Source organism: Mesorhizobium sp. B2-5-4, assembly GCF_006441095.1.
GTDB classification, from domain to species: Bacteria; Pseudomonadota; Alphaproteobacteria; order Rhizobiales; family Rhizobiaceae; genus Mesorhizobium; species Mesorhizobium salmacidum.
On sequence record NZ_VFUR01000011.1, the window covers coordinates 54,263 to 77,592 of the forward strand.

Here is a 23,330-nt window from a genome sequence, read left to right on the forward strand (position 1 = left end):
GGTTGGTGTTGAAGCCGAATGCCTGGCCGTCATCGTCTTGCAGTCGTGATGGTATTTCCCTACCAGAGATACGAAACGAATTTTGCCTTCGACCGAACGGAGAATTCCCGTGAACCGTATGTTGCCAATTGCCTTTACCGCGCTGCTGCTCAGTGCGCCTGCTTTCGGCCAGACCGTCGACAGCCAGGGCGCCAAGCAATTGTCCGATGACCTATCCCGCTATGTCGGCAAACAGGCGCTCGATAAGGGTATCCTGAAGGTTTCGGCCGAAGGCGACGCCTACAAGATCGTGTTCGATTTCAAGGCGCTTGCCAGCAGCTTTCCCGACCAGAAGCTGATGAAATTCGACTTTGCGCCCTACGCCCTGCTGGTCAAGCCGCGCAGTGATGGGTCCTGGGATGTCTCGATGGATTTTTCGCAGAGCGCGTCCTTTGAATTCAACGGCCCCCAGGGAAAGCAAAGCACGCGGTTTTCGATCAAGGACGGCAAGGGCAGCGGCGTTTATGACCCCAAGCTGGCAGCCTTCACCAGCGCCACGAGCTCAATTGCCGGGATGACGATGTCGTCGCAGGATAGCAAGCAGCAGATGGAGGCGAGCGCTGGTGCCGGCACCGTGACGCTTTCCGCGACCAAGGCGGCCAATGGCGGCGTCGATTTCACGACGTCGCAAAAGATTTCGAACTTCGTCGAAGCGATAAAATTCAATGATCCCGAGAGCGGGCTGAATTTTCCCGTTACCGTGAAGTCGCCGGAATTTTCTGTGAACGCCGGCGGCAAGGGTGTGCAGACCAAGCCTCTGCTCGACCTCCTGGCGTTTGCCGTGGCCAATCAGGACGAGAAGACGCTGAAGGCGAACCAGGCGCAGCTCAAGTCGCTTCTGCTTGCAGCACTTCCCGTGTGGGAGCGTATCGACGGAACCTATGGCTTCAAGGATTTCGCGGTCGACAGCCCGATCGGCACGTTCGGGGCAACCCAGTTCGGCATAGCGTTCGGTTCCGACGGGGTCGCCCAGAACGGCAAGGTCAGCTATGGCATCAAGGCTTCGGGGCTGGCCGTGCCGCAGCAGCTCTTGCCGAGCTGGAGCGTGGCGCTGCTGCCCACCGATATCGACCTGAACTTCGGCGGCGCCAACATCGATCTCGACAGCATGGCGAAGAAGGCGATCGAAGCCTTTGACCTCAATCAGAATCCGCCGCTGCCGGCCGAGTTCGGCGACCAGCTCAAAGCCGACTTCCTTGCCAAGACGCCGAAGGTCGTCATCGGCCACAGCACCGTGAAGAACAAGGACATGGAAATCGCGCTGGAAGGCGAGATGACAAGCTTCGGCCAGAAACCTGACGCAAATCTCACTGTCGACGTCGCCGGCTTTGACAAGATCATGGAACATCTGCAGGAAGCAGCGAAGGCGGAGCCGGAGGTCGGGCAGTACGTGCCTGTCGCTCTCATGGCGAAGGGTTTTGCCAAGACGCTGCCGGACGGCAAGCTGGAATGGATCATCAACACCAAGGCCGACGGCTCGGTCGCCGTCAACGGCGTCATGCTGAAGCCTGCTGACCCAGCGGTGGACGACAGTGTCGACGGTGACGGCTCGGACGACGAGAGCGGCGGCGGCGACAATAGCGGCAGCGCTAACGGCGGGGCAGGGGCTAAGCTCAATCCTTGAGGTTTCAGCCCTCGACCAATTCCAGGAAAAGTGTAAAGCGGTTTTCCGCGCGGGAGTGCGTCAAAGCGCCTGAAATCCCAGCGCGGTCGCGATCTTCGGCGCGGCTTGGTGCCAATCCTGGACGACGATGACATCGTCCGGGACCGACGGCAGGAACGCGCGCAGCGAATTGTCGGCCATCAGATGGAAAAGATTTGCGTCGGCGACAGATTCCCGCACCGACGCCAGATTGGCCGGTTGGTCGTCGACGAAGACCACCGGCCGCCCGGTATTGCCGCGGAGCCTGGCAACCGCCGGGCCCTTGGCCATTTCGGTGGTCAGCAGCGGATAGCTTAGCCCGAGGGCGTCGAGATGGGCGCGCCGCACGGCACGATGCCTGTGCGGCATGGCCGTCAGCAATATGATTTCCGCGCGGTCTCCAAGCCCCGTCAAAGCTTTCGCGGCTCCATCGGTGATGCTCTGCCAATCGGCTTGCGCATCGAAGAAATCACCCAAAAGTGCCGCGACTTCGGGTTGTTCGATCAGCCGGCCGCTGGCCGTTTCGGCAATGTTACCGGTCAGCCGGAAGGATGCCAGCGTCAGGCCATAGCCACGCGCCTTGAGGAAATGCGGGAAAGGGCGGATGAATTCGAGCACCACGTCGTCGACGTCGAGCACGAGCAGCGGCCTGTCGTCAGCCGCCAGTTCCTCGATCTGGCGCGCGGTTTCGGGATCATCGCTCATGTGGAACGCTCGTGATTGTCATCGCCAAGCGGCAAGGCGCGCAACGCCTTGCCGACGGCCGCCGGTGGCGTGCCGGTTTCCTCGGCGAAGCGCATCAAAGTCGGCTCGTGGGCGAGAATGAATTGCAGGACGCCGGCCAGGAACCCCGGCTCGCCGGCCGCCCGGCGGATCGAATGCGCCTCTATTCCGGTGATCGCCAGAAAGCGCGGTAAAAGCTCCGGATCGGCGGCAACGAAGCCCAATGCCTTCACGGCAATGGTTTCGGCCTCTTCGCGCATTGACGCTGCGTTTGCCATCACTACCTTCGGTGTGTGGAATGAGTCTCTCCCGCAGTAATGGCAAGAGTTGGCCGCGGCAAGCCATTAGAGCGCGGTGCGCCTTTTGGATGCGCGGGAGGCGCGGCGGAATTCGTGCTGCTTTGCAGGCTATGGGTTTCCGTTTCGTCAATCATATTGCCGTATCGTGAAGCATGGTTTGGTGCGTCCAAGGAAAGAGCGCATGACGGCCACCTCCGGGGCGGAGGACGGCCGGGACGGGATTTCGATGCCTAAGAAGGTCATGATCGTCGAGGACAATGAGCTCAATATGAAGCTCTTTCGGGACCTCATCGAAGCAAGCGGTTACGAGACGGTGCGCACCCGCAACGGTCTGGAAGCGCTCGACCTGGCGCGCCAGCACCGGCCGGACCTCATCCTGATGGACATCCAACTGCCAGAAGTGTCGGGGCTGGAAGTGACCAAATGGCTGAAGGAGGACGACGATCTGCACGTCATCCCGGTCATTGCTGTGACTGCCTTCGCGATGAAGGGCGACGAGGAACGCATCCGCCAGGGCGGCTGCGAGGCCTATATTTCGAAGCCGATCTCGGTGCCGCGCTTCATCGAAACCATCAAATCCTATCTGGGCGATGCCTGATGTTTCCCTTCCAGCCGAGCCGGAGCCTTGTGAAATGACCGCGCGGATCCTCGTCGTCGACGACATCCCTGCCAATGTCAGGCTGCTGGAGGTCCGGCTGCTGGCCGAATATTTCGAGGTGCTGACCGCCACCAACGGGCCCGACGCGATCGAGACCTGCGAGAACGGCAAGGTCGACGTTGTGCTGCTCGACGTGATGATGCCCGATATGGACGGGTTCGAAGTCTGCCGGCGGCTGAAGAGCGATCCGGCGACGTCGCACATTCCGGTGGTGATGATCACGGCGCTCGACCAGGTTTCCGATCGCGTGCGCGGGCTGGAGGCCGGCGCCGACGATTTCCTGACCAAGCCGGTCAACGACCTGCAACTGATGACGCGCGTCAAGAGCCTGGTCCGCCTGAAGTCGTTGACCGACGAGCTTCGGCTGCGCGCCTCGACCACACGCAACATCGGCATCGAAGAACTTTTGAGCCGCAATTTCGCGTCCGAGGACACGACGCCGAAAGTGCTTTTGATCGATGAGCGCAAATCGTCGGTCGAGCGCATTCAGAAGATGTTGCGCGACCGGGCCGACCTCGACGTCACCGGCGATCCGCATGCCGGGTTCTTTCAAGCCGCCGAAACGCCCTATGAATGCGTGATGATCTCGACGGCCTTCGCCGATTTCGATCCGCTCAGGCTCTGCTCGCAGTTGCGCTCGCTCGACCGCACCCGTTTCGTGCCGATCATCCTTTTGGCGGAGGAGGGCGAGGAGGAGCGCATCATCCGAGGGCTGGAACTCGGCATCAACGACTATCTGATGCGGCCGATCGACCAGCAGGAACTGACGGCGCGGCTGCGCACCCAGGTGCGCCGCAAGCGCTACAACGACCAATTGCGCGCCAGCGTTACCCAGACCATCGAAATGGCCGTGACCGACGGCCTGACCGGTCTGCACAACCGCCGCTATCTCGACAGCCATCTGCAGACGCTGTTCGACCGCGCCGTGGCGCGGCGCCGGCCGCTGTCGGTGATGATCACGGATCTCGACCGCTTCAAGTCAATCAACGACACGCACGGCCATGACGGCGGCGACGATGTGCTGCGCGAATTCGCACGGCGGCTGCGCAAGAACGTCAGGGGTATCGACCTTGCCTGCCGGTTCGGCGGCGAGGAGTTCGTGGTGGTGATGCCGGACACCGACGGCACCGTGGCCGAGAAAGTGGCCGAGCGCATCCGTGCCGAAATCGCCCAGATGCCGTTCGCCATCGGTGCCGACGGCAAGACGATCGAGGTCACCGTCAGCGTTGGCGTGTCATCGGTGCTGAAGGGCGTGGATACGGTGGCGGCGCTGATGAAGCGCGCCGATCTCGCGCTCTACGAAGCCAAGAGCGGCGGCCGCAACCGCGTCGTTGCCAAGGCGGCCTGACGGTCCGGGCCGGATTATCCGGTCAAGCCAACAGGGTTACCCATTTACCTTAATCCAAGCGATTCGCGAGCCTTGGTTAAGAAACTGTTGATTTCCATAAGCTCTTGCGCAAATGTGAAGGCCAAGACGAAGCCGGCACGAGGGTAGATCGCCGGCTCGGTCCCTCAGGAATACCCCATGATGCTCAGGTCCGCCGCATCTCCTGGGTCCGTGGGGTCGGCCGGCCGGCGCTGGCACATAGTGGCCTCCTCGTACCGCTGCCAAACGCCGACCGGCCCCCTTTGTCGATATGACATTAGGTATCTGTGTCAAGCCCCGGAAGTGCCGGGCTTTTTTGTGTGTGCGGCAAGGCCTGAAGAAGGCTTTCCTGGATTGTAACAACATCAGTTACATCTCGCGCGCGCTGTCACTTCACAACGCCGCGACTTTCCACTGCCGTTTGCATAGGGGAGAAGAGGAGCTGCCCCCTCCATTTCATAGATATGGCGCCCAAGGGGCTTGTGGCAAGACCCGGCTGTTCCCGTAAAACCGCGACCCAAGTTAACGGAAACGGGAGTGGCGAAATGCCGGAATTGTTGCCAAGAGGCCAGTTGCCAAGAGGCCTAGTGCGTCGGGACCATGCGGTGGTGATCGCCGGAGGCGGTCCGACCGGGTTGATGTTGGCTGGCGAACTCGCATTGGCGGGCGTCGATGTGGCCATTGTCGAGCGGCGGCCAAACCAGGAACTCATCGGTTTGCGCGCGGGTGGCCTGCACGCTCGCACCATCGAGGTGCTCGACCAGCGCGGAATTGCCGACCGGTTCCTCTCGCAGGGACAGCCTTCGCCGTCCGTGGGATTTCACATGATCCGGTTGGACATCAGCGATTTTCCCACGCGGCACAACTATCTGCTGGCGCTGCGGCAAAACCATATAGAGCGGATATTGGCCGACTGGATCAGCGAGTTGGAGGTGCCGATCTATCGCGGACAGGATGTCACGGGTTTCACACAGGATGATGGTGGCGTCGATGTCGACCTGTCTGGTGGCCGGTGCCTGAGGGCCCGGTATCTCGTCGGCTGCGACGGCGGACGCAGCATGATCCGCAAGGCGGCGGGCATCGCGTTCGACGGATGGGATCCGACGATGAGCTGGATGATCGCCGAGGTCGAGATGGCGGAGGAACCTGCATTGGGTTTTCGCAGCGACGCCTATGGTATTCATGCGATCGGCAAGATTGAGGAAAGTGCCCGGGTGGGTGTCGTGCTGACCGAGAGGCAACTGACCATTGGTGGCGAACCGACACTGCGCGATCTCAGCGAGGCGCTCGTCGCAGTGTACGGCACCGATTACGGGGTCCACAGTCCGACCTGGATTTCGCGGTTCACCGACATGACGCGCCAGGCTGCCGCCTACCGCGACAGACGTGTGCTGCTGGCCGGTGACGCCGCGCACATCCATCCCCCAATGGGCGGACAGGGCCTCAACATCGGCGTGCAGGACGCGGTCAACCTCGGATGGAAACTGGCACAGGTGATCAAGCTGGTATCACCGGACAGCCTGCTCGACAGCTACCATGCCGAACGCCATCCGGTCGCCGCCCGCGTGCTGCGCAACGCGCTCGCACAGGTCGCGCTTCGTCGTATGGATGCACGCACCAAGGCATTGAGCGATACCTTTGACGAGCTGCTCGCCATGGACGGGCCACGCAAACGGATCGCCGCGGAGATGTCCGGCCTGGGTGTCCACTACGACCTCGGGGAAGGGCACGCGCTGCTTGGGCGGCGCATGCCCGATCTCGACCTGCTCACCGCCAAAGGGCCGTTACGGTTGTTTACCTTGCTGCACCACGCGCGGCCGCTGCTCCTCAATTTCGGTGAACCAGGCAGGCTGGACATTGCGCCTTGGGTCGACCGGATCCGGCAGATCGATGCCGGGTATGCCGGCGCCTGGGAGCTTCCTGCACTAGGAACGGTCTCTGCACCCGACGCGGTTTTGATCCGGCCCGATGGCTACGTGGCGTGGATCGGAGTTGGGACGCAACAGGGATTGGCCGATGCGCTGACCAGATGGTTCGGACCGGCTGCCGCGGCCGGGTATTCTTCTGAACGCAGCGCTTCACAACCTTCCATGGGCTGAAGGCTGACTGCCTCCTGACAAGTGATTGACAGGAGAGCCCATCTATGCAGAAATTGGTTGGACCATTGGACCACTTGGAGGAAGTGTGGACCAGAACAGCCTGCCACCCATTCAGACGACGGCGCGCGACGACGCCGTGCTGAAGGCATTGGTGGGTTTCGTTCGCGCCGAGGCCCTGCAGCCTGGCGAGCGACTACCGACCGAGCGCATCCTGGCCGAACGGCTCAAGGTTAGCCGCAACACGGTGCGCGAGGCGCTGACGCGGTGGGAGGGATTGGGCCTGGTCGAACGCCGGCAAGGCAGCGGCACCTATCTCAAGGCGGCCGTCTCGCCCGACATGCTGCATCTGCCGCTGACGCTGGCGGGCGGCAATGACTTCACCAGCCTGATGCAGACGCTGGAAATCCGCCGCGCGCTGGAAGCGGAAGCGGCGGCGCTGTGCGCCGAGCGGGCAAGCCCGGCCGACATTGCCGAGATCGAACGCAAGCTCGATATCATGGAGCAGGCGTTTCGCACCCTTGACGGCATGTCGTCGGAAGAGGACTGGGAATTCCACCAGGCGATCTACCGGGTCTCCGGAAATCCGCTGTTCGAACAGATCATCGCCGCCATGCACGAACTGTTTCATCGCTTCTGGGAGCATCCGCTCGGCGTGCGCGATTTCGGCCATGCCAGCTTTCCCTATCACCGCACCATCTACGAATGCATCGCGGCACGCGATCCACGGGGCGCTCGCGCCGAGGCGCTGAAGCTCATCGCCACCGTCGAGGACGACCTGAAGCGCGGTGCGGCCAAACTCAAACTTCGGACCTGAGATGAACGAGCAGCCAGCCGGTTTCGATCAAGACTATCTCGCCGAGGCGGCGACGCTTTTGGCGCATGACGAGCCGTTCCCAGGCGGCGCCGTCGTGCCGCCGATCTACCAGACCTCGCTGTTCACCTTCGCCAATTATGCCGAAATGGCCGATACGTTTGCCGGCAAACGAAAGCAGCCGATCTATTCGCGCGGCGACAATCCGACGGTGATGGAGTTCGAGTCGCGGGTCGCGGCGCTCGAAGGCGCCGAGGCCGCGCGCGGATTCTCCAGCGGCATGGCGGCGATCAGCGCCACCGTGCTTGCTTTTGTCGGGGCGGGCGAGCGCATCGTTGCGGTGCGCAATTGTTACGGCGATGCCTACCGGCTGTTCGAACGCCTCCTGCCGCGGCTCAACATCAAGGTCGATTATGTCGATGGCTCCGACCCGGATGCGGTCGCGGCGGCATTGCCCGGCGCCAAGCTGCTTTATCTGGAAAGCCCAACCTCGATGGTGTTCGAGCTCCAGGACCTGCCGCATCTGACCCGGTTGGCCAAGGAACAGGGCATCGTCACCACCATCGACAATTCCTGGGCGACGCCGGTGTTCCAGAAGCCGATCTCGCACGGCGTCGACCTCGTGCTGCACTCGGCCTCGAAATATCTCGGCGGCCATAGCGACACCGTTGCCGGGGTGGTGGCTGGCTCGGCCGCGCATATCAAGCATATCAACGAGCAGACCTATTCCTATCTCGGCGGCAAGCTGTCGCCGTTCGAGGCCTGGCTGCTGCTGCGCGGCCTGCGCACGCTGCCGCTGCGCCTGCCGCACCACATGAAGAGCGGGCTTGCCATCGCCGAGCGGCTGAAGGCGCATGGCAATGTCGAGCGGGTCAACCACCCTCTCTATTCGAACCATCCGGGCAAGGCGACGCTTGCCGGCTATGGCGGGTTGTTCTCGTTCGAGGTTACCGAGGATATCGACATTCCCGTCTTCGTCGACGCGTTGAAATATTTCCGCATCGGCGTCAGCTGGGGCGGGCATGAGAGTCTGGTCGTGCCGGCCAAGGCGTCGCTGGAACAGACGCCGGGACTGAATTCGATGGCGCGCTTCGGCGTCAGCCCCCGAACCATCCGCTTCAATGTCGGATTGGAAAGTGTCGAGGATCTCTGGGCGGATGTCGCCCAGGCCTTCGAAAAAGCCAGAAAATAACAAGCGGGTTCAAAATGGGAGTCTTGAACATGAAAAAACTGACCGTCATGCTTGCCACCGTCGCGGGGTTGGCGATTTCCGCCGGAGGCGCGCTGGCCGATTCGACCCTGAAAATGGTCGAAGTGATCACCAGTCCGCCGCGCACCGAATTCCTGAAAAAGCAGATCGCCGAGTTCGAGGCGGCCAATCCCGGGGTCAAGGTCGAGCTCGTCTCGCTGCCCTGGGGCCAGGCCTTTGAAAAATTCCTCACCATGGTGCAGGCCGGCGATACGCCCGATGTGGTCGAGATGCCGGAACGCTGGATGGGGCTTTACGCCAACAACGCCCAACTCGAGGATCTCGGCCCCTATATGGCCAAGTGGGACGACGCCAAGACGCTCGGCGACCGCGCCAAGCAGTTCGGCTCGACCGTGAACAACACCCAGTTCATGATCCCCTATGGCTACTATGTGAACGCGCTGTTCTGGAACAAGAAGCTGTTCAAGGAGGCCGGTCTCGACGGCCCGCCGGCAACGCTCGACGATTTCGTCGCCGATTCCAAGAAGATCTCCGCCATCCCTGGAAAGTATGGCTATTGCCTGCGCGGCGGGCCGGGTGCCTTCAACGGCATGCACATGTTCATGAACATCGCCGCCGGCAAGGGCGGCTATTTCAACGAGGACGGCACTTCGACCATCAATGAAGAGGGCTCGGTCAAGGGCCTGCAGATGCTGGCCGACATGTACAAGAACGGTCTTGCGCCGAAGGATTCCGTGAGCTGGGGCTTCAATGAGACCGTCACCGGTTTCTATTCCGGCACCTGCGCCATGCTTAACCAGGATCCGGACGCGTTGCTCGGCATCGCCGACAAGATGAGCGCCGACGACTTCGCCGTGGCGCCGCTGCCGGTCGGACCGAGCGGCAAATCCTACCCCACGCTGGGCTATGCTGGTTGGGCGATGTTCGCCAATTCCCAGCACAAGGACGACGCCTGGAAGCTGATGGCAACGCTGCTCTCGCCGAAGGACAATCTGGAATGGGCCAAGGAAGTCGGCGTCGTGCCGATCCACAAGGGCGCCGAGCAGGATCCCCATTTCAAGACCGAGCAGTTCAAGGGCTGGTTCACGGAGCTGAGCGACAGTTCCAAATATGAAATGGTGACACCGCCCACGCATCTGGAAAACCTCGGCAACTTCGTCGACCAGGTCGCCATCAAGAACTTCCAGGAAGTGCTGCTTGGCCAGAAGACGGCCAAGGACGTCGCCGACCAATGGGCTGCCTTCCTGACCAAGGAACAGCAGGACTGGCTGGCGAAGAACAAGAAGTGAGCCCCTCCTTCCTTCTCCCCGTTCACGGGAGAAGGTGGCCCGATAGGGCCGGATGAGGGGCAGCGCTGTGTTATGGGAAGCTGGCGCCGCCCTTCATCCGCCTGCCCGTCCCCGCAGCAGCTGCGGAGGGTGGACCGGCATCTTCTCCCCGTAAAACGGGGAGAAGGACGCTTGTCGCCAACGCCGTGCCCCCAGAGGACGTCCACAGCCAATGACCTATGCCGTATCCGAAATTCGATCCGCAGGGCGGCCGCGAAAGAGGCGGCTCTCCTACGCGACGATCGAGCCCTGGCTCCATCTCAGCCCGGCGATCATCCTGCTGATCGTGGTGCTGCTCGTGCCGCTGGTCATCGGCATCAGCTACTCCTTCCGCAAGTTCTCGGCCTTCAAATCCGAATATGTCGGGCTGGGGCAGTATCAGGCGATGCTGTCGGATCAGGTGCTTGGCCAGGCGCTGATCAACACGCTGTGGTGGACGGTGACCAGCCTGTTCTTCCAGTTCTTCCTCGGTCTTGGCCTCGCGCTGCTGCTCGACAAGCCGTTTCGGGGCCGCAAGGCGGTGCAGGCGCTGGTCTTCCTGCCCTGGGCGGTGCCATCCTTCCTGTCGGGCCTGACCTGGGCCTGGCTGTTCAACCCGATCGTCGGTCCGCTGCCACACTGGCTGTTCGCCTTGGGGCTAAAGGCCGAACCGACCAACGTTCTCTCCGATCCCTCAACCGCCATGTGGGGGCCGATCATCGCCAATGTCTGGTTCGGCATTCCGTTCTTCGCCATCACGCTGCTGGCGGCGCTGAAGTCTATCCCCTCGGAACTGCATGAGGCGGCGGCGATCGACGGCGCTTCGCCGTGGCAGCGCTTCACCAAGGTCACGCTGCCGTTCCTGGCGCCGACCATCGCCATCACGGTGATGTTGCGCACCATCTGGATCGCCACCTTCGCCGACCTGATCTTCGTCATGACCGAGGGCGGACCGGCCGGCTCGACCAACACGGTTCCGGTCTACATCTATGTCAGCGCCTTCAAGTCGTTGGACAAGGGCTATGCCTCGGCTGTGGCTGTGCTGTTGCTCGTCCTGCTCATCGCCTACGCGATCGTGCTGATCGCCATCCGCCGCTCGCTTGTGAGACACGTCTGATGATCGCTGGACGCTCAGCCCCGCAGCGCTTCTTCGGCGGCATCGGCCTGTACGCCGCGATCGCCGCCTATGTGGTCTTCGCTCTGTTCCCGATCTACTGGACGCTGAAGATCTCGGTCACGCCGGAGCGGCTGCTCTATTCCGAAGGCATCACATTCTGGCCGTCGCACATGACGCTACAGAACTTCGTCACCGTACTCGAGGCCACCGACTTCCCACGCTATTTCCTCAACAGCGTCATCGTCTCGGTGTCGACGGCGGCCCTGGTCACGGTCATCGCCACGCTCGCCGGCTACGCCATGTCGCGCTTCACCTTTCGCGGCAAGGCTGCACTGGCGCTGATGCTGCTGTTGACCCAGACCTTTCCGCTGGTGATGGTCATTCCGCCGATCTACCGCGTGATGGGCCAGATTGGCCTGATCAACAGCCTTACCGGGCTGATCATCATCTACACCGCCTTCAACACCGCCTTCGCCACCTTCCTGATGCAGTCCTTCTTCGATGGCATCCCGAAGGATCTGGAAGAGGCGGCGATGATCGACGGCTGCACCCGCGCGCAGGCGATGCGCCGGGTGATCGTGCCGCTGACGCTGCCCGGCATGGGCGCGACGCTGGGCTTCGTCTTTACCGCCGCCTGGAGCGAGCTTCTGTTCGCGCTGATGCTGATTTCCAGCGACGACCAGAAAACCTTCGCCGTCGGCCTGCTCACCTTCATCGGCAAGTTCGCCGTCGACTGGGGGCAGATGATGGCGGCGTCGATCCTGGCGTTGATCCCGGTCTGCATTTTCTTCGCCTTCCTGCAACGCTATCTCGTCACCGGCCTGACCGCCGGCGCCGTCAAAGGATAGATCGATGGCTTCTGTCACGCTCGAAAAGGTCCGTAAGGATTATGGCGCGGTGCGCGTCCTGCACGCGGTCGATCTTGAGATTGCCGACGGCGAGTTCGTCGTCCTGGTCGGACCGTCCGGCTGCGGCAAGTCCACGCTTTTGCGCATGATCGCAGGGCTGGAGGAGGCCTCTGGCGGAGAGATCCGCATCGGCGAGCGGCTGGTCAACGACGTTGCGCCCAAGGACCGCGACATCGCCATGGTGTTCCAATCCTATGCGCTCTATCCGCATATGGACGTGTCGAAGAACATGGGCTTCAGCCTGATGCTGCGAAAGGCCGATAAGCCGGCGATCGATGCTCGCGTCGATGGTGCCGCCAAGCGGCTGGGGCTCGATACGTTCCTGCAACGCTTGCCCAGGCAATTGTCCGGCGGCCAGCGCCAGCGCGTCGCCATGGGCCGCGCCATCGTGCGCGATCCCAAGGTTTTTCTCTTCGACGAGCCGCTGTCGAACCTCGACGCCAAGCTGCGCGTCCATATGCGCGCCGAGATCAAGGCACTGCACCAGCAGTTGAAGACCACCTCTGTCTACGTCACCCACGACCAGATCGAGGCGATGACCATGGCCGACCGCATCGTCGTCATGCATGACGGGCTGATCCAGCAGGTCGGCGCGCCGCTCGATCTCTATGACCGGCCGGCCAACATGTTCGTCGCCGGCTTCATCGGTTCGCCTGGCATGAATTTCCTGCCGGCGGCGGTGAAGAAGGGCGGCAAGGTGGACGCCGTGCTGTCCGATGGCCAGAAGCTTCGGCTGCCGGACGGCCTGCCGCTCAGGGACGGTGACGTCATCACCGTCGGCCTGCGCCCCGAGCATATACGGCTGGCCGATGACGGAGCCCTGCAAGGCGAAGTGGGAGTGGTGGAGCCGCTCGGCCTGTCGACGCAGTTCTACGTCAAGCTGGCCGGCCAGCAACTTTGCGTCTTTGCCATGGGCCGCGCCGGCGTGAAGCCCGGCGACATGGTGCGGCTGGCGGCCGATCCCGCGTCGCTGCATCTGTTCGATCCGAAAAGCGGCGATCGCATCGGCTGAATGAATTCATCCAGGCCGAGGGAACTCAGCCCGGAGCCTTCCGCCTTGTAAACGAAAAACGCCGCCCGATGGGCGGCGTTTCGGCATTCCAGAGGAAAACCCAGATTACTTGATCTTGGTTTCCTTGAATTCGACGTGCTTCTTGGCGACCGGGTCATACTTGCGGAACGACAGCTTGTCGGTCTTGGTGCGGCTGTTCTTGCTGGTGACGTAGAAGAAACCGGTGTCGGCGGTCGACAGAAGCTTGATCTTGATGTTTGCGGCTTTGGCCATGATCTCAGTCCGTTATGTTCGTGGAGTTTTGGCCGCTGGAGCACGGGAAAACACCCGGACGCGGGAAACTTGGCGCGACACATAAAGAACGTGCCTGGAAAGTCAAGCCCGGCGGACGTGATGTGTCCCGCCCAAGCTGCACTGTATGCATATAATCAGGCGTTTTCCACCTCTGATACCGCAACCTTCTTCCAGTCTCCGGTCGTGTTCCACCAGCGATTCGGATTGGCGCGGTCGTCCAGACCCTTGGAGCGGCTGGCAAGGATCGGCTGGATGCGGATCACCGGCTCCTGATAGGAATGCGCCTGGAAAATCGCCTCGACGACGCGGGCCGCCAGCGCCTGGTCATCGGGCAATTCGAATGAAACCTCGACCGTGCCCGGGCGGCGGCGCAATTCGGTTTCGGCGCCGGCCGCGGCTCCTTCAAGCGGCCTGTAGCGTTCGATGCCGTGCGCCGACTGGTAGGCGTTGCGGTCATACTTGCCCATGGCCAGCGGTGCGATCGCGACGACCGCGTCCATGATGCGGTCGACATCGGCAGCCGGAGCCTGGAAGCTGACGAGCAGCAGGAGCGTCATTCGCAGCGAAGTGGTTTCAAAGCCGCTGTCGATCATCGGAGTGTCCTCGGTTCAGGATGTTTTAGGACACCCTTTTAACCGGTGGCTGCTGACACGGTTCTGTCAGCAGCCTGCCGCTGCACGGTGCCGATAAACGATCGGGTTGGGCTCTACAGGAGTATCTTGCGGACGAGCCTGAAGCAGACCAGGGCGATGTAGGCGGCGAAGAACAGGCCGAGCGACCAGCCAAAACCGGAGGGCCCGAAACTGTCCATGCCGATGCCGATCGCCTGCGGGCCTAGCACCATGCCGACGCCGTAGCACAGCACGAAAGCGGCATTGGCCGACGCCAGTTCGTGACCGGAAAGCTGCGAACCGAGATGGGCGAGGCCAATCGTGTACATGGCGGCAACGACACCGCCCCAGACGAAAAGCAGGGCGGCCATCAGGTGCCAGTTCGCGGCAAAGAACGGCATGAACATCGTGCCGGCGAGACCGACCGTGGCGCAGGCGAGCAGCAGATAGCGCCGGTCCGTGACGCGGTCGCTGATCATGCCGATCGGGATCTGCAACAGCACGTTGCCGAGCCCGATCATGGTCAGCAGCAGCGCCGCATCGGCCTCGGAGTAACCGATGCGATTGCCATAGATCGGAAACAGCGCGAAGCCGCCGGTCTCGACCGCGCCGAACACAAGCACGGCGAAAGTCGCGGTCGGCACCAGCCAGATGTAGCGAAGGAAGTGGCTGGTTTCACTGTCGGCCACGATGGTGGGGCTTTCGTTGCGCGCGGCCAGCACCGGTATCGCGGCCAGCGTCACCAAGGCGATGATGACGCCGAACGGCCTGAAGCCGGAACTGCCGAGATGGGCGAACAGCCACGGCCCCGCGGCAAAACCGAGCGACAGAACGGTGGCATAGATGCCAAGCACAAGGCCGCGTCGGTGTGGCGGCGCCGACGTGCTGATCCAGAATTCCGACAGGATGAACAGCACGGTCAGCGCGATGTGCAGCACGATGCGCAGGGGAAACCACATCCAGAAATCAGGCGCGAAATGGAAACCGACGAAGGCCAGCGCGCCGGCGGCGATCATGGCGATCATTGTCCTGGCGACGCCGAAGCGCATGGCCAGCGGCGTAGCCAGTGGCGCCCCGGCGATCGAGGCCAGGCCGGCAACGGCCGTGTTGAGGCCGATCATCGAAGCAGAATGGCCGCGTGTTTCCAGGATGACGCTGAGCAGCGGCATGCCAAGGCCGATAGCAATGCCGACGACGCTGATCGACGAGATCGCCGCCACCATCGGCAGCCAGTGTACGCGTTCGTCGCCCTTTGGTTGGGTATCGACCGTCATGAGATGCTGAACACTCTGTCTGTTTGACCTTACGCAATTGCGGACGGAAAACCGCGTCACACTTTTCCTGGAATTGCTCTAGAGAAGTTCGCGGGTGAAGCGGTTGCGGACAAGCCTGTAGAAGGGGACAGGGCCCCCCGGACGCAGCAGTGGATCATTGGCGAGCCGCTTTTCCAATTCATCCAGGATCATTCGGGTGATGTCGGGTATATCAGCCTGCTTGGCCTTGGCGAGCGGCAGCCAGACCAATTCCTCCAGTTCGTTGGTCGGGCCGCCATCGGCCAATTCGACGGCGACGTCGTCACGCCAGGCGCTGAAGAAGCGGGTGTCGAAGCGGCGCACCCGGTTCGGCGGCGTGATGGCGCGCGCGACAAAGCGCAACGCCTCCAGCGACGGCGCCACGCCATGTTCGACGAAAGCCTGCCAATCGCGCCTGGTCGTGGCAAAGGCGCCTTTGCGGCCGATCAGCAGCCCGGCTTCCTCATAGGTCTCGCGGACCGCCGACAAAGCGATGGCACGGGCGCGGGCGTGGCTGGTGCGGCCAGGGCCGGCGCTCAGCTTGGCTTCTTCGTGCTGGTTAAGTGTGGTCGCCGTCGGGATGCGGCTGTCGGCAGGGTCGGTGCGGCCGCCGGGGAAGACGAATTTCCCGGGCATGAAGGCGTGCGCGGCGTGGCGGCGTCCCATCAGCACCAGGATGTCGTCGCCCTTGCGGTCGAGCAGGATGAGTGTCGCGGCGTCACGCGGACGCAGGGGCCGGCCGCCATGCGTGGCAAGACCGTTATCGAGCTTGTCGGCATCCGCCTTGGTCATTGCTTCCATGCGCAGGACCTAGCGGAAACTTCTTGCATGCGAAAGTAGCCCTAACGATTGGCATGTTGCGCCAGCCAACATTTCAGGCCCCGGGATGCGGCTCGATCACATCCTTTTCGCCACCAAACCCGTGCATATAGAACGCCCATTGCAATCCGATGACGGCGCCTTTGACCGGCTGCAGCAGCGCGACCGACAGAAGGATGGTCAAGGGCACCCAGATGAGGATGTGCTCCCCGGTGGACAAGGTCGAGGTCGCCTCGACACCCATGAAGGCGCCGAGCACGATGTGGCCGACGATGACGATGACCAGATAGGCGGGCAAATCGTCGGCGCGATGGTGATGAATCTCCTCGCCGCAGACGCTGCAGGTTTCGACGGTCTTGGTGAAGCCGCGGAAGAGCTTGCCTTCGCCGCAATTCGGGCAGCGGCCCAAGAAGCCCCGCTTCATCGCCGTCCACAATGGGCGGGCAACCCGGCCAGAGTGATGCTCGCCGCCAAAAACCTCTTGTTCCATCATCGTCTCCTGCCGCGCGGCCCCGGTCGCGATTGCGACGCACGGGCGCGGCCCTTAGCCTTGTGAAACGACCTGCTGGAGCCTGGCAGGGGCTTTGGGTCGGTCAACATCTCGAAGCGCATCGCGCCGGCCATTGGCGCCACCTCGACGAGCCGGACCTCGACGCGGTCCGCGAGTTGGTAGCCTTTGCCCGAGCGTTCTCCGAACAGGGAGCGAGCCGTTTCGTCGTATATGTAGTAATCGCCGCCCAGAGTTGACACAGGGATGAAACCATCGGCGCCATACTGCGGCAATTGGACAAAAAGTCCTGATTTGGTGACGCCGGAGATACGGGCATCGAAGCGGTCGTTGATGCGCTCGGCGAGATAGGCGGAGATCAGCCGGTCGACTGTGTCGCGCTCGGCAGCCATTGCGCGCCGTTCCGTGCCGGAGATCAGCACCGCAACGTCTTCGAGGCGAACCTCCTCATCTTGCGTCAGCCCTCCGGGACCAAGGTCGAGCGCGCCAATAAGGCCGCGATGGACGATCAGATCGGCATAGCGGCGGATCGGCGAGGTGAAATGCGCGTAGCGGCTGAGGTTGAGGCCGAAATGGCCGATGTTCTTGGGTGAATATTCGGCCTGGCTCTGCGAGCGCAGCACCACCTCGTTGACCAGCGCCTCGTTGTCGGCGCCGCGTACGCGCTCCAGAATGCCGTTGAACTGGCTGGGCCGCATCTGCGCACCACGCGCCAATGACAGGCTAAGCGTCTGCAGGAATTCGCGCAGCGATTCCTGCTTAGCCAGCGACGGCGCGTCGTGAATGCGATAGACCAACGCCTGCTTCTTGCCCTCCAGCGTTTCGGCCGCGGCGACGTTGGCCTGGATCATGAACTCTTCGATCAGCTTGTGGGCGTCGAGTCGCTCCGGCACGATGACGCGGTCGACCGTGCCATCCGGCTTGAGCAGGATCTTGCGCTCCGGCAGGTCGAGCTCGAGCGGCTGGCGGCTGTCGCGGCCGCGCTTGAGGATCGCGTAGGCGTCCCATAGCGGCCTCAGCACCGTGTCGAGGATCGGGCCGGTCTTGTCGTCCGGCACGCCGTCGATCGCCGACTGGGCTTGGCTGTAGGCGAGCTTGGCCGCCGACTTCATCATGACGCGGTGGAAGGAATGCCTGATCTTGCGGCCATCGGCGGAGAAGGTCATGCGCACCGCCAGCGCCGGACGGTCCTGACCCTCGCGCAGCGAGCAGAGATCGTTGGAGATGCGCTCGGGCAGCATCGGCACGACGCGATCGGGGAAATAGACCGAATTGCCGCGCTTCATGGCCTCGCGGTCGAGAGCCGTGCCGTAGCGGACATAGGCGGCGACATCGGCGATCGCGACGGTGGCGACAAAGCCGCCGAGATTTTTCTCGTCGAGGTCAGGCGTGGCGAACACAGCGTCGTCATGATCCTTGGCGTCGGCCGGATCGATGGTGACCAGCGGCAGGTCGCGCCAGTCCTCGCGATGGGCAAGCGTCGCCGGCTTCACCGCCTCGGATTCGGCAATGACATCGGCTGGAAAAATGTGCGGGATGTCGTGCGCGTGAATGGCGATCATCGAGACCGCCTTTTCGCTGGTCAGCGAACCCAGCACGTTGAGCACCTTGGCGCGCGGCAGCCCGTAGCGGGAGGCGCGCGCGGGCTCGACCTCGACAAGATCGCCATTCTTGGCGCCGTTCTGGAATTCCTTGTCGACGATCAGCTCAGGCTGGCGCCGTTCCACCGGTTCGATGCGGAAGCTGCCGTCCTGGAGCACACGGAAGACACCGAGGACGGCATCCGTGCGCTTCTCGAAGATCTTCATCACCCGGCCGGTATAGACAGGCCCCGACGGATCATCGGTCGGAAACGTCTTGGCCAGCACGCGGTCGCCAATGCCTGGCGCTGGTCCGCTGCCCCCACGCGAAACGCGGATCGAGACCACGGGAGGCTCGCCCGGGCCGACCGCCTCGGTCGGGTGCGCCAGCAAGATACCATCGCCATCGCGGCCAAAGATGTCGAGCACGGCGACATGGGGCAGGGTGCCGACCCGGGCCAGCCGCTTGCGCTCCTTGGTCAGAACGCCTTCGTCCTGCAGATCGCGCAGGAGATCCTTCAGCCAGACGCGGTCATCGCCGCGCAGTGCGAACGCCTTGGCGATGTCGCGCTTTCCGGCGCGATCCGGGTTTTCGGCGATGTAGCGCAGGATTTCGTCACGCGAGGGCCGGTAGTTGTCCTTGACCTTGGCCCGGGTGTCGGCGGTGCGGGGATCGCCGTGGCTTCTTCCGGTGATCCTGCGTGCCACGCCGTTCTACCCTTTTTTCTTCGCGGCCGGCTTCTTGGCGGCTGCCTTCTTGGTTGAGGTTTTCTTGGTTGTGGGGGCCTTGGCCGCCGCAGCCTTGCGGAACGGTTTCTTGCCGCCGCCGCCCTTGGCTTCCTTCTCGGCTATCAGCGCCAGCGCATCCTCGATGGTCACCGATTGCGGATCCTTGCCCTTGGGCAGCGTGGCGTTGACCTTTCCGAAATTGACGTAGGGTCCGTATTTGCCGTCGCGCACGACGATCTTGCCGCCGCCGTCCGGATGGTCGCCGAGCTCCTTCAGGGCTGCCGGCGTGCCGCCGTTGCGGCCGCCCTTGCCCTTGGACTGCTTCTCGGCAATCACGGTGACGGCGCGGTTGAGGCCGATCGAGAACACGTCCTCGATGCTGTCCAGATTGGCGTAGGTGCCATCGTGCAGCACGAACGGACCATAGCGGCCGAGCCCCGCCGAGATCATCTTGCCGGATTCGGGATGTTTGCCTACGTCGCGCGGCAGCCCCAGCAAGGCGAGCGCCTTCTCGTGATCGATCGATTCAGGCGTCCAGCCCTTGGGCAGGCTCGAGCGCTTGGCTTCCTTGCCCTCGCCGCGCTGGATGTAGGGGCCAAAACGGCCTGAGCGAAGCGTGATTTCCTCGGCGGTGTAAGGATCCTTGCCAAGGATCTTGGTGCCGTCCTCGCCACCGCCATTCTCCCCGTTGGGATTTGCGGCGTCGCCGAGCTGGCGGGTGAAGGAGCATTCGGGATAGTTCGAGCAGCCGACGAAAGCGCCGAACTTGCCGAGCTTCAGCGACAGATTGCCGGTGCCGCATTTCGGACAGATGCGCGGATTGGAGCCGTCCTCGCGGGCGGGGAAAACCAGTGGCGCCAGTTCCTCATTCAGCGCATCGAGCACATCGGTGACGCGCAATTCCTTGATGTCGGCGACGGCGCCGGAAAAATCCTTCCAGAAATCGCGCAGCACGTCCTTCCAGGCGAGCTTGCCGTCGGAAATCTCGTCGAGCTTTTCCTCCAGCGATGCGGTGAAGTCGTACTCGACATAGCGCTCGAAGAAGCTTTCCAGGAAGGCCGACAGCAGGCGGCCCTTGGCCTGCGGCACCAGCCGGCGCTTGTCGATCATGACATAGTCGCGGTCCTCGAGCGTCTTCAGGATCGCCGTGTAGGTCGAGGGACGGCCGATGCCGAGTTCTTCCAGCTTTTTGATCAGCGACGCCTCGGAATAGCGCGGCGGCGGCTCGGTCGTGTGCTGGGTGGCATTGATTGCACGGCGGGCGAGCTGCTCGCCGGCGCTGATTGCCGGCAGACGGCGGTTTTCCTCGTCTTCCGTGTCGTCGTCCTTCTGGTCGGTATAGGCGGCTATGAAGCCGTCGAAGCGGACGACCGAGCCAACGGCGCGAAGCTCGGCCGTGCGGGCGCCATTCAGCGCCTCGATCTCGACAGTGGTGCGCTCGATCTCGGCCGACTGCATCTGGCTGGCGATGGCGCGCTTCCAGATCAGTTCATAGAGCCGTGCCTGGTCGGCATCGAGATATTGCCGGACCGACGCCGGGGTGCGCATGAAATCCGTCGGGCGGATGGCTTCGTGCGCTTCCTGGGCGTTCTTGGCCTTGGTGGTGTACTGGCGCGGCTTTTCCGGCAAGTATTTCGGGCCGAATTCCTTTGCGACCGCATCGCGAGCGGCGTCGATCGCCTCGGGCGCCATCTGCACGCCGTCGGTTCGCATATAGGTGATCAGGCCGGTGGTTTCGCCGCCGATCTCCATGCCCTCATAGAGCCGCTGCGCCACCTGCATGGTGCGCGTGGCCGAGAAGCCGAGACCCGACGAGGCTGCCTGCTGCAACGTCGAGGTGGTGAAGGGCGGGCCGGGGTTGCGCTTGGTCGGCTTGGCTTCGACGGATAGCGCCTTGAAGGTAGCACCCTCGAGCATTGCCTTGATGTCGTCGGCCTGCGCCTTATTGGAAATATCGAGCTTTTGCAGCTTCTTGCGCTCGAATGCGGTCAGGCGAGCTTCGAAGGTCTCGTTGCGCGGTGTGCCGAGGATGGCAGCGATCTGCCAGTATTCCTCGCGGATGAAGCGCTCGATTTCGGATTCGCGGTCGCAGACCAGGCGCAGCGCCACCGACTGGACGCGGCCGGCCGAACGGGCGCCCGGCAATTTGCGCCACAGCACCGGCGACAGCGTGAAGCCGACGAGGTAATCGAGTGCCCGGCGGGCGAGATAGGCGTCGACCAGCGGCGCATCGATCTGGCGCGGATTGGCCATCGCCTCCAGCACCGACGATTTGGTGATGGCGTTGAAGACGACGCGGCTGACTGGCTTGTCCTTCAGCGCGCGCTTCTGCTTCAGGACTTCCAGCACGTGCCAGGAGATCGCTTCGCCTTCGCGATCCGGGTCGGTGGCGAGGATCAGGCCGTCGGCATCCTTGACCGCCTTGGCGATGTCGGCGAGACGCTTGCCGGACGCGGTGTCGACCGCCCAGGACATGGCGAAATCTTCATCCGGACGCACCGAGCCATCCTTGGCCGGCAAATCGCGGACATGGCCGAACGAGGCCAGAACCTTGTAGTTCCTGCCCAGGTATTTGTTAATTGTCTTCGCTTTGGCCGGCGATTCGACGACGACGACGTCCATGAGGTCTCATATCAGCTGTGATGCGGCAGAAGAATTCCGCTGCGCGCGACGAAATCTCGGTTCTGTTCGCCGCTCACATGGCCGCGCTTTTGCATCCGGTCAAGGGGAAGGGGCCAAATTGCGGAGGTGCCAGCAGCAATACACTCTTAGAGTGTATGGAGAAATCACAGAATTTCGGTCAAGGCGACGGCGGTCGGGAGTCGGCGGAAGCTCCCGCTTCAAACTCCGGGCGAGTCGTGAAAAGCCGTTCGCTCGCCTGCCGTCGATCGATGCTGGCCGCCGGCTGGAACAGAGGAATGCGGCGACCAGCTTGCCCGCCCGCAGGCAGGGAGCAGGGGTAAGCCTAATCGGCCTTGACGATGTGCCAGACACCGGCGACGCCATCACCGCTCATGTCGCCGGCCTTCTTGTCCTTGATGAAGGTGTAGACGGGCTTGCCGTCATAGGCCCACATCTTGGTGCCGTCGGTGCGATCGACAACGCTCCATTCGTCGCCGGCCTTGGCGCCGGCCTTGGCCTTCAGCGGCGGCCAGTTGGTGGCGCATTTGTCGTAGCAATTGGTCTTGCCTTTCTCGTCCTTGTCATAGGTGTAAAGCGTCATGCCTTTGGCATCGGTATAAATCTTGGTGCCGCCGACATCGGCTTCCTTCCACGCATCTGCGGCAAAGGAGGCGGCGGTGCTGAGCAGAAGCGCGGCCAGCGCTGCGATTGTCGTTTTCATGGAAATCTCCGTGGCTGTTATTCGCAGGCGCGCGGAAAGTCGCGGCCTCGTTGTGTCAACGCCCTGCGCATGTGCTTTCTTCCCCGGCCCGCGATGACTTGCCACACGATGGTGATTGGCGGACCAACCCGCGTGCAGCTATATCGTCGCCAAACAGTCGGAGCTTTGGAATGGCATTGGATATCGGCTATGTCAGCGCGGTCGGGGCGGGGGCCATCTCGTTTCTGTCGCCATGCGTGCTGCCGCTGGTGCCGCCCTATCTCTGCTACATGGCCGGCGTGTCGGTCGACGATTTTCGCGGCAATGCGGGCGCGACGGCCCGCGAAGGCGCGCGCGGCGCGCTGCTTTATTCCTCGATCGCCTTCGTGCTCGGTTTTTCGACCGTCTTCGTCGCGCTCGGTGCCGGCGCGTCGACCATCGGCCGGTTGCTGCGCGTCTGGCAGGAGCCGCTGGCAATGGGCGCCGGCGTGCTGATCATCCTGATGGGCTTGAACTTTTTGGGCATCCTGCGCATTCCGCTGTTGTCGCGGGAGGCGCGTTTCCAGTCGCAGGGCAAGCCGGCCAGCGCCGTCGCCGCCTATGTCATGGGACTTGCCTTCGCCTTCGGCTGGACGCCCTGCATCGGCCCGGTGCTCGGGCCGATCCTGACGCTGGCCGGCGGCCGCGAAACCGTGGGCGAGGGCGCGCTGCTGCTCGCCGCCTATTCGCTAGGCCTCGGCATCCCGTTCCTGATCGCCGCGCTGTTCTCCGGCGCCTTCATGCGCTTCCTCGGCAAGTTCCGCGTCCACCTCGGCCTTGTCGAGAAGGCGATCGGCGCGCTCCTGGTGGTCGCCGGCGTGTTCTTCCTCACCGGCGGCGTGCAGACGGTGTCCTACTGGCTGCTGGAGAATTTTCCGGTGTTGGGGCGGTTGGGCTGAGGCTTATCGGCGTGGGGCGAGGCACGGGATTGAGCCGCGGACCCGC

21 protein-coding genes are annotated in these 23,330 nt (G+C 62.9%); 11 read left to right on the forward strand and 10 right to left on the reverse strand.

The window, feature by feature from the left end; translation table 11 throughout:
* Positions 1-118 precede the first annotated feature (118 nt).
* On the forward strand, positions 119-1,663 hold the full coding sequence (locus FJ492_RS15845) for a hypothetical protein (protein WP_246676038.1): 1,545 nt from the start codon (positions 119-121) through the stop codon (positions 1,661-1,663).
* A 60-nt stretch (positions 1,664-1,723) separates the two neighbouring features.
* Here FJ492_RS15845 and FJ492_RS15850 read toward each other — a convergent pair whose 3' ends face one another.
* Together FJ492_RS15850 and FJ492_RS15855 are read right to left on the reverse strand one after the other, a co-directional pair.
* A complete protein-coding gene (locus FJ492_RS15850; RefSeq protein ID WP_140503579.1) occupies positions 1,724-2,386 on the reverse strand; it encodes a hypothetical protein in 663 nt (220 codons plus the stop codon).
* Positions 2,383-2,682, reverse strand: coding sequence for a DUF3572 domain-containing protein (locus FJ492_RS15855; protein ID WP_027144983.1), 300 nt, complete (start codon positions 2,680-2,682; stop codon positions 2,383-2,385). The genes FJ492_RS15850 and FJ492_RS15855 overlap by 4 nt, the downstream gene beginning before the upstream one ends.
* Positions 2,683-2,884: 202 nt before the next feature.
* On the opposite strand from FJ492_RS15855, the gene FJ492_RS15860 reads away from it, so the two are divergent.
* The 9 genes from FJ492_RS15860 (at position 2,885) to ugpC (ending at position 13,191) form a co-directional block, all read left to right on the forward strand.
* Positions 2,885-3,301, forward strand: a complete 417-nt coding sequence (locus tag FJ492_RS15860; protein ID WP_281405559.1) for a response regulator — start codon at positions 2,885-2,887, stop codon at positions 3,299-3,301.
* A gap of 34 nt (positions 3,302-3,335) precedes the next feature.
* Positions 3,336-4,709, forward strand: a complete 1,374-nt coding sequence (locus tag FJ492_RS15865; RefSeq protein WP_027144982.1) for a PleD family two-component system response regulator — start codon at positions 3,336-3,338, stop codon at positions 4,707-4,709.
* 563 nt (positions 4,710-5,272) lie between these two features.
* Positions 5,273-6,826 carry an FAD-dependent monooxygenase gene (locus FJ492_RS15875; RefSeq protein ID WP_181166667.1) on the forward strand — a complete coding sequence of 518 codons (1,554 nt, stop codon included), beginning with the start codon at positions 5,273-5,275 and terminating at the stop codon, positions 6,824-6,826.
* A gap of 85 nt (positions 6,827-6,911) precedes the next feature.
* On the forward strand, positions 6,912-7,640 hold the full coding sequence (locus FJ492_RS15880) for a FadR/GntR family transcriptional regulator (RefSeq protein WP_140770827.1): 729 nt from the start codon (positions 6,912-6,914) through the stop codon (positions 7,638-7,640).
* Position 7,641: 1 nt separating this feature from the next.
* A complete protein-coding gene (locus FJ492_RS15885) occupies positions 7,642-8,829 on the forward strand; it encodes a PLP-dependent transferase (protein ID WP_140770829.1) in 1,188 nt (395 codons plus the stop codon).
* Between the two features lie 29 nt (positions 8,830-8,858).
* Positions 8,859-10,136, forward strand: a complete 1,278-nt coding sequence (locus FJ492_RS15890) for a sugar ABC transporter substrate-binding protein (protein ID WP_140711826.1) — start codon at positions 8,859-8,861, stop codon at positions 10,134-10,136.
* Positions 10,137-10,347: 211 nt separating this feature from the next.
* The gene (locus FJ492_RS15895) at positions 10,348-11,271 is read left to right on the forward strand and encodes a sugar ABC transporter permease (protein WP_140770831.1); all 924 of its coding nucleotides are present in this window, start codon (positions 10,348-10,350) and stop codon (positions 11,269-11,271) included.
* Positions 11,271-12,119: a carbohydrate ABC transporter permease gene (locus FJ492_RS15900; protein ID WP_140503592.1), complete on the forward strand. Its 849-nt coding sequence runs from the start codon at positions 11,271-11,273 to the stop codon at positions 12,117-12,119. The genes FJ492_RS15895 and FJ492_RS15900 overlap by 1 nt, the downstream gene beginning before the upstream one ends.
* Before the next feature lie 4 nt (positions 12,120-12,123).
* Positions 12,124-13,191 carry a sn-glycerol-3-phosphate ABC transporter ATP-binding protein UgpC gene (gene ugpC / locus FJ492_RS15905; protein ID WP_140503593.1) on the forward strand — a complete coding sequence of 356 codons (1,068 nt, stop codon included), beginning with the start codon at positions 12,124-12,126 and terminating at the stop codon, positions 13,189-13,191.
* Between the two features lie 105 nt (positions 13,192-13,296).
* Here the strand turns inward: ugpC and rpmG are convergent, their stop codons facing one another.
* The 8 genes from rpmG to FJ492_RS15945 all read right to left on the reverse strand — a co-directional run bounded on the left by rpmG (position 13,297) and on the right by FJ492_RS15945 (position 22,367).
* Positions 13,297-13,464, reverse strand: a complete 168-nt coding sequence (gene rpmG / locus FJ492_RS15910) for a 50S ribosomal protein L33 (RefSeq protein ID WP_006201775.1) — start codon at positions 13,462-13,464, stop codon at positions 13,297-13,299.
* Between the two features lie 155 nt (positions 13,465-13,619).
* Entirely contained in the window at positions 13,620-14,078 is a 459-nt protein-coding gene (locus FJ492_RS15915; protein WP_027146692.1) for a hypothetical protein, read from the reverse strand.
* Between the two features lie 113 nt (positions 14,079-14,191).
* Complete coding sequence (locus tag FJ492_RS15920) at positions 14,192-15,370, reverse strand: MFS transporter (RefSeq protein ID WP_140770833.1); 1,179 nt, start codon at positions 15,368-15,370, stop codon at positions 14,192-14,194.
* A gap of 78 nt (positions 15,371-15,448) precedes the next feature.
* Positions 15,449-16,189, reverse strand: a complete 741-nt coding sequence (locus FJ492_RS15925; protein ID WP_140503597.1) for an NUDIX hydrolase — start codon at positions 16,187-16,189, stop codon at positions 15,449-15,451.
* Between the two features lie 73 nt (positions 16,190-16,262).
* Positions 16,263-16,697, reverse strand: coding sequence for a DUF983 domain-containing protein (locus FJ492_RS15930; RefSeq protein ID WP_181165998.1), 435 nt, complete (start codon positions 16,695-16,697; stop codon positions 16,263-16,265).
* On the reverse strand, positions 16,697-19,003 hold the full coding sequence (rnr, locus tag FJ492_RS15935; RefSeq protein WP_140770835.1) for a ribonuclease R: 2,307 nt from the start codon (positions 19,001-19,003) through the stop codon (positions 16,697-16,699). Before rnr ends, FJ492_RS15930 begins: the two co-directional genes overlap by 1 nt.
* A gap of 6 nt (positions 19,004-19,009) precedes the next feature.
* A complete protein-coding gene (gene topA, locus FJ492_RS15940; RefSeq protein ID WP_140770837.1) occupies positions 19,010-21,646 on the reverse strand; it encodes a type I DNA topoisomerase in 2,637 nt (878 codons plus the stop codon).
* A gap of 343 nt (positions 21,647-21,989) precedes the next feature.
* The gene (locus FJ492_RS15945) at positions 21,990-22,367 is read right to left on the reverse strand and encodes a hypothetical protein (RefSeq protein ID WP_140503604.1); all 378 of its coding nucleotides are present in this window, start codon (positions 22,365-22,367) and stop codon (positions 21,990-21,992) included.
* A 170-nt stretch (positions 22,368-22,537) separates the two neighbouring features.
* On the opposite strand from FJ492_RS15945, the gene FJ492_RS15950 reads away from it, so the two are divergent.
* On the forward strand, positions 22,538-23,284 hold the full coding sequence (locus FJ492_RS15950) for a cytochrome c biogenesis CcdA family protein (RefSeq protein WP_140503606.1): 747 nt from the start codon (positions 22,538-22,540) through the stop codon (positions 23,282-23,284).
* The last annotated feature ends 46 nt before the right edge of the window (positions 23,285-23,330 follow it).